Source organism: Pseudoalteromonas sp. S1610 (assembly GCF_005887465.1).
Classification (GTDB): Bacteria; Pseudomonadota; Gammaproteobacteria; order Enterobacterales; family Alteromonadaceae; genus Pseudoalteromonas; species Pseudoalteromonas undina.
Map to the genome: position 1 here is coordinate 1 of NZ_PNDI01000004.1, position 12,582 is coordinate 12,582.

Consider the following 12,582-nt stretch of genomic DNA (forward strand, 5'->3'; position numbering starts at 1 on the left):
CCTAGGGACGAATTTCTCTTTGTTGCTCGGTTTTTACTTAGCCCACTAGGTTACAAACCTCGCGCCGCGATTAAACCGCCCCTAGTTTGAACAAATTTTAATCCGCAAAGGTCAACAGACCCTAGAACCCGATTAGATTTTAGTTAACCAACCGTGTTTATCTTCGCTCTTACCCCATTGAATGTCGTTCAATGCCTGACGTAAGCGTGCCGTTGTTGGCCCTGGTTCACCGTTACCTACTTTGTATTCTTTATCGTTATGGATAAACGTACCTACTGGAGTCAATACTGCCGCAGTGCCTGAAAGTGCTGCCTCAGTACCTGGTTTTGCTGCACGCTCTAAAAGCTCAGTGACAGTAAAGTTGCGCTCGCTAACCGTCATACCTAAATCTTTAGCTATGGTTAAAATGCTATTACGGGTTACACCGTGTAAAAATGTGCTGTCGAGTGCTTTTGTAATGATTTCATTGCCATCAATTAAAATAAAGTTTGCGGCACCGGTTTCTTGTACATCGCCGCCTGGGCAAAATAAAATTTGGTCGGCTTTATATTTAGTGCGTGCTGCTGAAATTGGGCCAAGTGCGCTGGCATAGTTACCACCGCTTTTGATCATACCCATGTGCGGGGCACAGCGCATACCATCTTCTTCAAGTAAAACACGTAACGCAGTTGCACCACCTGAAAAATAATCACCCACTGGCGATAATAACGTGTAAAGCAACGAACTCATTGACGGTGCCGCCGCTTTACCAATGGCAGCTTCAGTACCAATGTGGGTTGGGCGAATATACATAGAACCAGGAGGAAGCGGCGTTTCATCGGCGTATTCACGAACAATATCGATGATCATTGTTTTTAGCATCTCGCCATCAACAGCAGGTAAACTCAACAATTCAGAACTTTGCTGCATGCGCGCAATATTAGCGTCCATTCTAAAAATATTAACCGAGCCATCTTCGTGACGAAAGGCTTTTAACCCTTCAAAACATGTACTTGAATAATGAAGAACGTGCGCACCTGCATGCAACTCAAGCTTATCGCAAGGAACAATTGAGCTTTCGCCCCACTGATTGTCAGAAAACTTAGCTTGAATCATCTGCGGCATAAACACAGTACCAAATGCTGCCATTTTTATTCTCTCTTGTGTGGTCTATTTTTCTCCATTGTATGACAACCAGCTACTATTTAACCATAGCAAAACGAGCTGTTTTTAAATTAATTAGAAGAATTTTTTGCATGTACTGATGATTATTTAATCAATAAAGCACTTACCAACCTTTTAATGCAATAATCAGCTAACATTTTATAGTTAGCTGATTAATTAATGCGTACATTATGATGGCGGCTATTTTATTAGCCTCTATTTAAACGAATAACGCAATATACGCTTTAATACTGAGGTGTATTGGTGAAAAAATCCGCCAGTATTATAAGCAATCCCCTGCTTTTGTAATGCTGCTTGCACTTTAGGCGCAATTTCTTGATAACGCGACGACGGCATATCAGGAAATAAATGATGCTCTATTTGAAAGCTTAAATGCCCAGTTAAAATATGAAACCAACGCGCCCCTTTAATGTTTGACGAACCCAGCGCTTGGCGATAATACCACTGCCCTTGGCTTTCGTTTTTGCAGTCTTGCTCATAAAAGGTATGGGTTTGCTCGGTAAAATGACCACAAAAAATAATGGTTGAGGTCCATAGGTTACGAATTAAGTTTGCCAAAAAATTACCGCTTAATACCCATAAAAACAGTGGTCCCGCCAAAACTGGAAATAACACATAGTCTTTAATTAGTTGGCGCGCCCCTTTACTAAAAAAGCGCTTTTTTAAAGTGCTATGCGCTACAGCGCCTTTACGGTTTGGTTTCTTTTTACCTATAAAGACTCGCTCGCCTGCGAGCTCATGATACGACACGCCCCACTGAAACAGCACGCTTAAATTTAAATAGATAATAAACTGCCATGTATTTTTTAGCCGCCATTTAAAGTCATTGCTCAACCTTAATAAGCCATAACCAAAGTCACGATCTTTTCCGATAATGTTAGTGTAAGTATGATGTTCAAAGTTATGAACGCGGTTCCAGCTTTGGCCATCGCAGGCTATATCCCACTCGTAGCTTTTAGAGTTAAGTTGTTTGTCGTTCATCCAATCGTATTGACCATGCATTACGTTGTGGCCAATTTCCATGTTGTCGAGAATTTTAGCCAAACCAAGTAATAAAACACCCGCTACCCACAATAATGGCTGTACAAAACCAAGCATCAATAAAATCCGTCCGCCTATTTCGCAAAACCGCTGCTTACGCACAATAGAACGAATATAATTTGCATCCTTTTGCCCAACTGTAGCTAATGTCGACATTTTAATTTCATCTAAATCATCGGCTAACTGTTGATAATTTATAGTTGTCATAGCTGTAACTCCAAATCGCTAACGGCTTGGCTCACACACAGTTGAATTAACTGCTCGCCAGTATCTGATAATTGATTAGTTTTTAAATTACGCACCACTCCCGACTTTTTAATGCACTGGCATTGATGGCAAATACCAATGCCGCAACCACGCTGCACAGGGAGTTTTTTTGCTTCAAACTGGTTTAATAGCACCTCATTACTAGTCACTACATGCGTGTCTTTATTTATTATTACTGAAAAATGATTGTCGTCAGTCAATTTAGGCAAGGATAGAGCAAACGATTCTTGGTAATAGGTTAAATTAAGTAGACGAGTAAAATCTGCTACTTCTTGCATAAAGCCAGCAGGACCACAGCAATATATATCAGGATTATCGTCCGTATTTATATGAGTAGTTAAATATGGGCTTCGATCCCGTGTAAGCAGTACATAAGAAAAATGATTATATTGCTGTGTCAGCATTTTTAACTCATTAGTGCATTGGTGCTCACCTGCTGTAGCAAAGTAAATTAATTTTATCTGATGCTCAGTATTACTTAGCTGCTGATCAAGCATAGCAAGCATAGGCGTAATTCCCGAACCACCAGCAATAAACGTGCTGGGTTTGTGCCAGCTTTTAAATACAAAGTCGCCACTTGGTGGAGAAATATTACACCATGGCTGCACCGCTAATGCATTTTGCAATTGGCTTGTAAAATGACCTTGCTGATCTGTTTTTACTAATAAACGAAGTAAACCTGTCGCCTTATATTGTGCGGGGCTGCATGCCAAAGTAAACACTCGAGTAAGCAAACGTCCATTAGCTTCCACCGTTAAGCTAATGTGTTGACCAGCAATATGTATAGGCCACTTTTTACTTGGTTTAAGTGAAATACTTAAAAATCGCCCGCTTAGCGCTTGGACATCAACAACCTTGGCTCGAAAAAGGTCAGCGCGCCACGCAGGTTTAAACTTTTGCATTATTGGCTCAATATAAGCTGCAAAGCTTTGATGGTGTAAAAACCATTTTGAAAATTGGTCTAATACCGGAGTTAACATGGTTATAAATTCTCTATTTAAATCGACTACCCATTAGTTTCTGCTGGGTTTTATATTTGAGCATACACGTGTAAGCCCAAACTTCAGCGCACAAGTGTACGCTCGAATTTTTAAATTTCAACCCCATTAGAGTAATTATTCAATTTTTCTAGAGCGGTATTTAAAGGTTAACAACGCTTAAGTACCCAATGGAGAACGATTAAATTGCGTGCACTTGTACTTATCCCAAATACTTAACACCATGATAAATAGCGTGCTAAGGTAGTTAAAATTTAGTTAATTTTGGAAGCCATTATGAACAAAGTAACAACGCGTAAAAAATTTTCTACACTTGCCAAAATCAGTTGTGCATTTGCACTTTCGGGGCTCACCAGCCTCAGCGCTTATGCAGTTGATTTTAAAGAATTGGATAAATTAGCGCTTAATGTAAAACCGGTAACTGTTGCCCAAGGAATTTCAATTCCGTGGGCTATTGAGGCTCTGCCAAACGGTGACTTATTAATAACCGAGCGCAGCGGCATCCTTTATTTACTTCGTAATAACTCCACCAGCTTAACTAAAATCACTGGGCTACCAAAAATAGATGCCAACGGCCAAGGCGGGCTTCTTGATTTAGAGCTACACCCTGATTTTGCTAATAATCAATGGCTATATATTACTTATTCAAGCAGTGAAGGCGATGGCGCAGGTAGTAACACCGCACTTATGCGTGCAAAGCTAAGTAACGATCACAGCCAACTACTTGAGTCACAACAATTATACAAAGGTGAGCATAACTCTAAAAAAGGTCAGCATTACGGCAGCCGTATTGTGTTTGATAACCAAAACTATGTGTATTTTTCGATTGGCGACCGCGGCTCGCGAGATATTAATCCACAAGATTTAGGCCGTGATGGCGGTAAAATTTATCGTTTACACGACGATGGTAAAATTCCATCCGACAACCCCTTCGTAAACCAAAAAGGTGCAAAACCAGCGGTTTGGTCTTATGGGCATCGTAACCCACAAGGTATGTGGTTCGATGGTGACAATAGTGTATTTTGGGCACACGAACACGGCCCCCGTGGTGGCGATGAGCTTAATATGATTAAACCTAAAACTAACTACGGCTGGCCCGTGGTGAGTTACGGTATTAACTACAGCGGCACCTCGTTTACCGATTTAACAGAAAAACCGGGCATGCAAGCGCCCATATTACAGTGGACACCGTCTATCGCTCCTTCAGACATGTTGCTAGTAAAAGGTGATAAATACCCTGAACTTAAAGGTAAATTTTTACTCGCTTCAATGAAATACGCCTTTGTTAGCGTATTAGAAATAGCAGATGGCAAGGTCGTTAAACAAAGTAAATTACTTGAAGGTATTGGCCGTATTCGCAGCCTAGCCCAAGGTGATGATGGTACTATTTACCTTGGATTAGATGGCCAGGGCATTGTGCGACTAGATCCTAAGTAGTCATTTAATACATCTAATTACAGTAACAGCAAACTTTTTGCAGCTTAACTGCGTACTGTTACTGTAATTAGCTAATAAAGAACGAGGGTGTTGATGTTTTCATTTTTAAAGCCAGATCCAATCAAAAAATTGCGTAAAGAGTACGATGCAAAATTAGAGCAAGGCATGCAAGCACAAAGAAAAGGCGATATTAAAAGCTATGCGATGTTAACTGACGAGGCTGAAAAAATCTGGAATGAAATAGAAGCACTCGAAGCCAAAAAGGCCAAGTAAACATATATCCTACCAATTCAAACCAATCCCGCGTTAAAAACGCGGGGTTTTAATACTTACAAACATCCTTTTTTAAATTCACTTAAGCCCAACCAGATAATTCCCTAGCTTAACCTCCATCGTAATTAGCTTTTAATTGAGCACAGCTGATTATACTCATAGCATTATTGCCTTCTCTTACTTATGCTCATAACCCACCTAAAACCTCGCATAAACAATTATTTACATTAACGTTAATTAGTGGAATTATTAATCTAGTCCAAAAGAGTTGATGCATTGTTTGAAGTAGCAGAATCTTAAAGCGCTGATGATTTTGTGAGTGCGAGGAAAGCATTTTTAGTAAAGTGTGTAATTAAGCCATAAAGCATCAAAAATTTACTGGAAAAAATGCAATATAATGAAAAAATTATAATTAAATCAAGGAATACAGATGTACACAGGTAGTTGTTTATGCGGCTCAATCAACTTTTCAATTAATGGTAAAGTTACTGATATTATTCATTGTCATTGTTCGCTTTGTCGTAAGGCCAGTGGCAGTGCTTTTGCTACTAATGGATTTATTAATGCCAGCGATCTGACATTAACTGATTACAACGGCACACTTACTTTTTACCAAAGTAGTGAAGGTAAACGTAAGTACTTTTGTAAAACCTGCGGCGCTCCAATTTATAGTGCTAACGCTCAATCTCCTCAAAGATATCGCCTTCGATTAGGCGCGTTGACCTGCGATATAACAGAGCGACCCATATCGCATAATTTCATCACCTCAAAAGCTAATTGGGAAGACTTAGATGCTCAGCTTCCTCGTTATGAGGGACATGAGCCAGGACGAGAGTAAATTCATATAAATTTATCTATTTTTTTAAGTGGGAGTTTGAATGAAACTGAATCAAGTAACTTTGCCAGTCAAAGATATGAATGAAGCGGTGAGTTTTTATTGCACACTTGGCTTTACCCAAATCGTTGATACACCTCATTATGCACGTTTTAGTTGCCCTGAAGGAGACTCTACATTTTCATTGTCTTTAGAGAGTGAATTTTTTGAAAATCATTCTGTAATTTATTTTGAGAACGATAACCTTGAACAATTGTGCCAGCAATTAATCAAAAAGGGGATCGTATTCGAACAGCAACCCACAGAGCAAAGGTATCTATGGAAAGAAGCGGTTTTAAAAGACCCTTCAGGAAATAAAATTAAACTCTATAAAGCTGGAGAAAATCGATTAAACCCACCTTGGAAGGTACAAAAACAGCCCTAAAGCTAAGCACGAACCAGCATTGCGCTAAGCAGCTAAATGCTGGCGTTTAAGTACTGTACTTAGCTATTTATATTCCATCTTAGCAGTTAAGCGATTAAATAACCCTGGGAAAAACCGTTTTATAAACGGTGCCCAACCACTTAACCCTTGCCCTATTACTACTTCATCCTTTTTATTGTAGATTGCAGTGAGCATTTTTGATGCAGCTACATTTACGTTCATACCATTTTCTATTGAAGGCTCAGGTTTGTTTTGCGCCTCACCTTGCTCGTTCAATGAGTTATGGGCAATCGCCGTTTTAATTGAGCCAGGGCAAATAGTTAAGCAATGTATGTTGTGCTCTGCCACTTCGGCGCGTAAGCAATCCATAAAGCCTACTACAGCGTATTTACTGCCTGAATATCCGGTTCTGAACTTAGATCCTACTTTGCCTGCCACGCTACTAATAGCCACTACTGAACCGCTTTTACGTGCCACCATTGAAGGTAGTACCGCTTTAGTGAGTGCAATTAAGCCAAAGTAATTTACTTCCATAAGTTGCCGGTACACTTTAAAGTCGTTTTCTAAAAATAAGCTACGCTGCGATACGCCACCGTTATTAATTAAAATATCAATGGGGCCTAAGCTATCTATTTTCTCCGATACATCCTGCAGTACCATTTCGGGCTTTGATAAATCAAGCGGGATAACACGGTGCCCCTCGCCTTTTAACTCGCCTTTTACTTGGTTGAGTTTATCGATATTTCGCGCTGATAAAATAACCTTTGCACCTTGCTCTGCAAATTGTTTTGCAAGTTCTTCACCAATACCTGATGATGCGCCGGTGATCCACACTGTTTTATTATTATAATCCATGGTTTACCTTATATTCTTTGACTGGTTATGCTTTAGTTGGACCCGCTATTTCATTCACTTGCTGTTCTAAGTTTTTGTAAAAGCCCATTAAAAATAGTAGCTCAACAGTGACATACAAAGGGCCAATAATTAAGCCTACTAAATCATCAACAAAAGCGGGCTTTTTACCTTCAAAATAATGACCAATAAACTGTAATATCCAGCCAAACACGAACACCCCAACTCCAATTACCAACCAAGGTATTAATGCCATTGCGGCAATTGGCTGGGCAGCTACCAGCAATAAAGTGAAAATAATTCCCATGATTAAACCAAGCGAAAAGCTCAACATAAAATAGTAAACCACAGAGACTAATACAAAAATTTGCGCGCCATCAATGCTAAAATTAGCAATAGGAATTTCAATTCGGGCGAGTAAGCATAAAGCGGCAAACACAATGAGTGGAATACCAAAAAAATGGGTTAATACATTTCGTTTAGAGCGATGGTACAAACCATACTGGCCGAGCTGTTGTTCAAGGGTTTTCATGACGGCGTTCCTATTGTTATTTTTATAAGCAAAGTTCACCTTATAAAAAATGACACATAATAACAACTGATAACGATAGTTAATCTCTAAAAATGGTGAGCAGCACCTTATGCGTTATAGCTATAAATTAGGTAAGGTCATCGTTAATAATTAACATGATCAGCACCAGGAGGTTTACATGCTTTTAAAAACACTCGCCGTTGGCCTATTACTCGCTTTAGCTGAGATAATTAATGGCAATATTAGAGTAAGGATTTTACATCGATTTTACGCTCTAAAACGCGCAAAAACACTCAGCTTACTTTTGGGCACTGCGATTATTTATGCCATTACTTGGCTAACCTTGCCATGGGTTAACCCTATTTCGTACTTAGATTGTTTAAATGTGGGTTTTGTTTGGCTAACAATAATGCTTAGTTTAGATATTGTTGTAGGCAGATATTTATTTAAGTATAAGTGGCACAAAATACTTGATGATTTTAACCTTTTTAGAGGTAACTTACTGAGTGTGGGCATGCTATTGCTTTTTATAAGCCCCTGCTTGGTTTTTTGGTTACAGATGTAACTTAAAAAATAAATGAGAAGCCATAAAAGTTATGGTTTAGTTCACTTCTCTAAAAGCGCAGCGTCTGTTTGCCCTCTTTGTGCGTTAATCACTTAAAACCTACTTAAAGACAGGAGTCAATAACCTTTCAACATGCCGTTATCTAAGCTAATGCGGTTACCAGCTTGCCTTTTTCATGTGTTGGATGCATTGCCATTCGCTCCGTGCCTTTTTCGAATTCTTGCTCTAACATTTTTTGTAATTCAGCAATCTGCTCTTTTATGGCATCTACATCAACCCCTTCCTCTCCTAGTTCTTCTGCCAAGGCTTCTATTGCTGCTTTTAACTCAGCTATAGTTTCTTTATCGACACCTAAACGTTGATAAATTAATGCCTCTTGGGCATTTTCTAAAAAGCTTTTGTCTTCTGGTTTAGCGATAAAATTAGGGGTTGCTTGGTTTTCAGCGGTACTGGTTGTTGCCTCAGCGGCAGATGTTGGCAGAACGTCACTCGTTTTTGCCACTTTGTTAACGGGATTATTGTAACTACTATATTGATTTTTAAAGGTTATTGAAGTCATTGGCTCAAATCCATTTTTGCTTTAATCGTTATATTCTTTAACTGAAATAACTTAAGCAACTTTGATACCAGTTAATATTTAATTGTCTCTAAAGCTTATTTTTATTTCAAATTAAGCCCTCTTAACTCATTTCGCACCCACTTCTCATCTAAATACAGCTCTAAGTGTTGCTCAGCAAACTTTAAAAAGCTGCGTGCAGCGTGTGATATATGTCGGTCTGTACGCACCACAAAATACCAATGGCTAGCTAAAGTGGTGTCGGTAACATTAAGCACTTTAAAGCTATTATCACCTTTAGGCAGCACATGCTGAGAAAGCACCGCAATCCCCATACCTGAAGCTACCGCCACTCTAATGGCTTCATTACTGGCCATTTGCACACTGTCACTTAATACCAACCCTCTACTTTGCAGCTCGCTTTCAAATAACATGCGAGTGGCGGAGCCTGTTTCACGCAATAAAAAACGATACGGAACTAAATCAGCCAGTTTAAGTGCGGTTTTATCGGCTAATGGATGATTTAGTGGCACTATAAACACTAAAGGGTTATGTAGAAATCTAGCAGCCTGGGCATGCTCTAAAGATGGCGGGTGACTAAATACATAAATATCGTCTTCTCCGCGTTCAAAGCGTGCTAAAACGGCTGAACGATTACCTATTTCAAGTGGTAGCTCTACATGCGGATGTTCATTACTGTATGGGCCTAACAACTTAGGTAAAATATATTGGGCAGTATTAACCATAGCAATTTTACATCGTCCACGTTCACCCCCTTTTAGCTCCGCTAAGTAATCTTGGTAATCTTCAAAATGACCAAAAACCTGTTGGCAAGTCCTAAATAAGGCCATACCAGCTTCGGTTATTTGCAACTTTTGTTGCTGCATAATTATTAACGGTTCACCTACCGCTTCTTGTAAGCGTTTAATTTGTAAAGAAACCGTAGGCTGAGTCAAATGAAGTCCACGAGCGGTTTCGCTTATAGAGCCGGTTTTTACTACACTCATAAATACTTCAAGTAGTCGGAAGGAAAGTTGCCTTATATTCATACGCACCTCATAGGTTTTTATCTATAGGATGTTATCATTCATTTTATTATTTACTATATAAAGATTTGCCTATAATAGCGCCGCTTAACAAATCAAATTAGTAATAAAGAGGAGAACAGCGTGCCTGATATTGTAGTAATGTTTTTTATTTTAGGATTAGCAGCGGGTATCCTTCGCTCTGATTTAGCTATTCCCAAAGCGACGTATGACACTCTCAGCTTACTACTCATGCTTACCATAGGTCTAAAAGGTGGCATGGTTCTGCATGGCAATTTAAGTTGGCAATTACTCCCAGAAATGGCCACGGTTATGTTACTTGGTGGGCTTATTCCACTCACTTTATACCCTATTTTAAAACACGTTGTTAAGCTAAGCGTAGCGAATAGCGCCAGCATTGCTGCCCACTATGGTTCGGTTAGTGCTGGTACATTTGCGGTAGCATTAGCGTATGCCGAATCGGCTAAATTAGAAGTGGGCGCAGAAGTTACCTTGTACCTAGTTATGCTTGAATTACCAGCCATTATTGTAGGTTTACTGTTGTATCGTAAGCTCGACAAAGCACACAGCGAAAACACCAACTTATCGTTAAAAGCACTGTGGCACGAAACGCTTACCAATAAGAGTGTGATTTTGCTCGTTGGCGGTGTAATTATCGGTATGATGTATGGCACCCAACAGGGTAGCCAAGTTACGAGTTTACTTACCAGTAGCTTTAAAGTAGTGCTGGCGCTATTTTTACTCGAAATGGGCTTGGTTGCTGCACAAACGCTTCGCCCTTTTCCTTGGCAGCAATGGAAACTGGCTGCCTTCGCCATTATTACGCCGTTATTTTTAGGCACCATTGGCGTTATGGTTGGCACCTTGCTAAATTTAGAATTAGGTTCAGTGGTTATTCTGGGCAGCTTAGTAGCTAGTGCTTCTTACATTGCCGCACCTGCTGCTGTAAAAGCCTCTATCCCCAAAGCGGATATTGGTCTTGCCATGCTTAGCTCGTTAGGTGTCACCTTTCCATTTAATGTTATTGTTGGGATTGGTTTGTATCATCAACTTGCCGTTGCCATAAGTTGAATATAACGCACTAAAAAGCCCAAAGTGGGCTTTTTTGGTTTTATAAGTAGTATTATTTAATTTAAAACAACGCTTAAAAATACAACAATTTTAAAACAATAAAGCTAACTTACTTCTACAAAAAAATAGCATGTAAGCGTTTAATTTACGTAAAAAAACATTTTGAATAATATTTTCATTTAGCAATTAAAAAACTCTTTACTTCGTTGTCAAATCAGCCTAAATTCGCCGCAAAATTAACCTCCTTAAGATAATTGCTTTATCAATCTCCCCTAAAAACAGCAATTATTTAACCTCTTTTTCGGAACAATCTAATGGTGGAACTTACCGCTGATAGTAAATCAAATAACCCGCTAGCGCCGGTTATTGGCTTATCGTTTTTTGCTATTGCATCAGGTTTTTTAATGAGCTTGATCCCGTTATCACTCAATGCTTTTAACATCAATATTGATTTAGCTCCATGGCTTGCCAGTGTCTTTTATTTAGGCTTATTAATTGGTGCTTTATGTATAGAGCGCGTAGTGGTAAAAATCGGTCATAGGTTGGCTTTCATCGGGTTTTTAGCTTTATTAATTATTAGTGTTATCGCCCAGCTGATCAGCCCAACGGCCACTATGTGGTTAATAGCACGCTTTGTGGCTGGTATGGCAGTTGCTGGCGTATTTGTGGTGGTAGAGTCATGGTTATTAATGGCCAACACCGCAAAAGCGCGAGCTAAGCGCCTAGGGTTATATATGACCTCCTTATACGGTGGCAGCGCAGTAGGTCAACTTGCCATTAAACCATTAGGAACGACAGATGCTGTGCCTTATTTATTTGTTATTACTTTGTTAGCTGTTGCGATTTTAGCGCCGCTCTTAATTACCCGAGGACAACCTGATACGCAAAACTTACAAAAGCTACCATTTAAAGAGCTAAAAACTCTCAGCCGCCCTGCTATTTTAGGCTGTTTAGTATCGGGGTTATTACTAGGCCCTATTTATGGATTATTACCGGTCTATATAGCCGCACAAACTGAACAAGCTCAATATACCGGCTTACTTATGGCGGTGATTATTTTAGGTGGCATGTTAGTTCAGCCTTTAGTGAGCTATTTATCAACCCGCATTATTAAAAGCTTATTAATGGCTATTTTTTGCTTTATTGGTACCGCCAGTGTGGTGGGTATTTTACATGCTAATAGCTTTGCGGCTCTAGTAAGTAGTTATTTTATATTAGGTGCATGCAGTTTTGCGCTTTACCCGATTGCCATTACTCTGGCGTGTGACTCATTGCCTATGGCAAAAATAGTCTCAGCTACCGAAATAATGCTATTAAGTTACAGTGTGGGCTCGGTTTTAGGGCCGCTAATGGCTACCTATTTTTCAGATAAAAGCCATGGTGTGCTTATTTACTTAGGTGGCTGCTTAATTACTACCTGTATTTACATGCTTATAAAAAGTATGAAAAAAATACCAACTGGTAACACCCCCGTTGCCGGCTAGCGAATGCTAAAAGCCGCTTAATGCTGGTTACGGTATT

General features: G+C 39.5%; 13 protein-coding genes. 6 read left to right on the plus strand and 7 right to left on the minus strand.

Annotated features, from left to right (window positions below; genetic code table 11):
- Positions 1-132: 132 nt before the first annotated feature.
- From CWB77_RS02485 to CWB77_RS02495, 3 genes are all read right to left on the minus strand, one after another.
- The gene (locus tag CWB77_RS02485; RefSeq protein WP_304644689.1) at positions 133-1,134 is read right to left on the minus strand and encodes a branched-chain amino acid aminotransferase; all 1,002 of its coding nucleotides are present in this window, start codon (positions 1,132-1,134) and stop codon (positions 133-135) included.
- A gap of 225 nt (positions 1,135-1,359) precedes the next feature.
- Positions 1,360-2,412 carry a fatty acid desaturase family protein gene (locus CWB77_RS02490; protein WP_138621198.1) on the minus strand — a complete coding sequence of 351 codons (1,053 nt, stop codon included), beginning with the start codon at positions 2,410-2,412 and terminating at the stop codon, positions 1,360-1,362.
- Positions 2,409-3,452 carry a flavin reductase family protein gene (locus tag CWB77_RS02495; RefSeq protein WP_138621200.1) on the minus strand — a complete coding sequence of 348 codons (1,044 nt, stop codon included), beginning with the start codon at positions 3,450-3,452 and terminating at the stop codon, positions 2,409-2,411. Before CWB77_RS02495 ends, CWB77_RS02490 begins: the two co-directional genes overlap by 4 nt.
- A 294-nt stretch (positions 3,453-3,746) precedes the next feature.
- On the opposite strand from CWB77_RS02495, the gene CWB77_RS02500 reads away from it, so the two are divergent.
- From CWB77_RS02500 to CWB77_RS02515, 4 genes are all read left to right on the plus strand, one after another.
- Entirely contained in the window at positions 3,747-4,907 is a 1,161-nt protein-coding gene (locus CWB77_RS02500; RefSeq protein WP_138621202.1) for a PQQ-dependent sugar dehydrogenase, read from the plus strand.
- Between the two features lie 93 nt (positions 4,908-5,000).
- Complete coding sequence (locus CWB77_RS02505; protein WP_010390276.1) at positions 5,001-5,180, plus strand: DUF6435 family protein; 180 nt, start codon at positions 5,001-5,003, stop codon at positions 5,178-5,180.
- Positions 5,181-5,610: 430 nt separating this feature from the next.
- Positions 5,611-6,018 (plus strand): GFA family protein, encoded by a 408-nt coding sequence (locus tag CWB77_RS02510; RefSeq protein ID WP_054201063.1) that lies wholly within the window; start codon positions 5,611-5,613, stop codon positions 6,016-6,018.
- A gap of 40 nt (positions 6,019-6,058) precedes the next feature.
- Positions 6,059-6,439 carry a VOC family protein gene (locus tag CWB77_RS02515; protein ID WP_138621204.1) on the plus strand — a complete coding sequence of 127 codons (381 nt, stop codon included), beginning with the start codon at positions 6,059-6,061 and terminating at the stop codon, positions 6,437-6,439.
- A gap of 63 nt (positions 6,440-6,502) precedes the next feature.
- On the opposite strand, the gene CWB77_RS02520 is transcribed toward CWB77_RS02515, so the two are convergent.
- From CWB77_RS02520 to CWB77_RS02540, 4 genes are all read right to left on the minus strand, one after another.
- Positions 6,503-7,294, minus strand: coding sequence for an SDR family oxidoreductase (locus CWB77_RS02520; protein ID WP_138621206.1), 792 nt, complete (start codon positions 7,292-7,294; stop codon positions 6,503-6,505).
- 25 nt (positions 7,295-7,319) lie between these two features.
- Entirely contained in the window at positions 7,320-7,823 is a 504-nt protein-coding gene (locus tag CWB77_RS02525; RefSeq protein WP_138621208.1) for an Mpo1 family 2-hydroxy fatty acid dioxygenase, read from the minus strand.
- Between the two features lie 707 nt (positions 7,824-8,530).
- Complete coding sequence (locus CWB77_RS02535; protein ID WP_138621212.1) at positions 8,531-8,947, minus strand: hypothetical protein; 417 nt, start codon at positions 8,945-8,947, stop codon at positions 8,531-8,533.
- Positions 8,948-9,048: 101 nt separating this feature from the next.
- Entirely contained in the window at positions 9,049-9,993 is a 945-nt protein-coding gene (locus CWB77_RS02540) for a LysR family transcriptional regulator (RefSeq protein WP_055012601.1), read from the minus strand.
- Between the two features lie 120 nt (positions 9,994-10,113).
- Here CWB77_RS02540 and CWB77_RS02545 point away from each other — a divergent pair, with 120 nt between their 5' ends.
- Both CWB77_RS02545 and CWB77_RS02550 read left to right on the plus strand, forming a co-directional pair.
- Positions 10,114-11,061: a sodium-dependent bicarbonate transport family permease gene (locus CWB77_RS02545; protein WP_138621214.1), complete on the plus strand. Its 948-nt coding sequence runs from the start codon at positions 10,114-10,116 to the stop codon at positions 11,059-11,061.
- Positions 11,062-11,375: 314 nt separating this feature from the next.
- Positions 11,376-12,545 carry an MFS transporter gene (locus CWB77_RS02550; RefSeq protein ID WP_138621216.1) on the plus strand — a complete coding sequence of 390 codons (1,170 nt, stop codon included), beginning with the start codon at positions 11,376-11,378 and terminating at the stop codon, positions 12,543-12,545.
- Positions 12,546-12,582 lie beyond the last annotated feature (37 nt).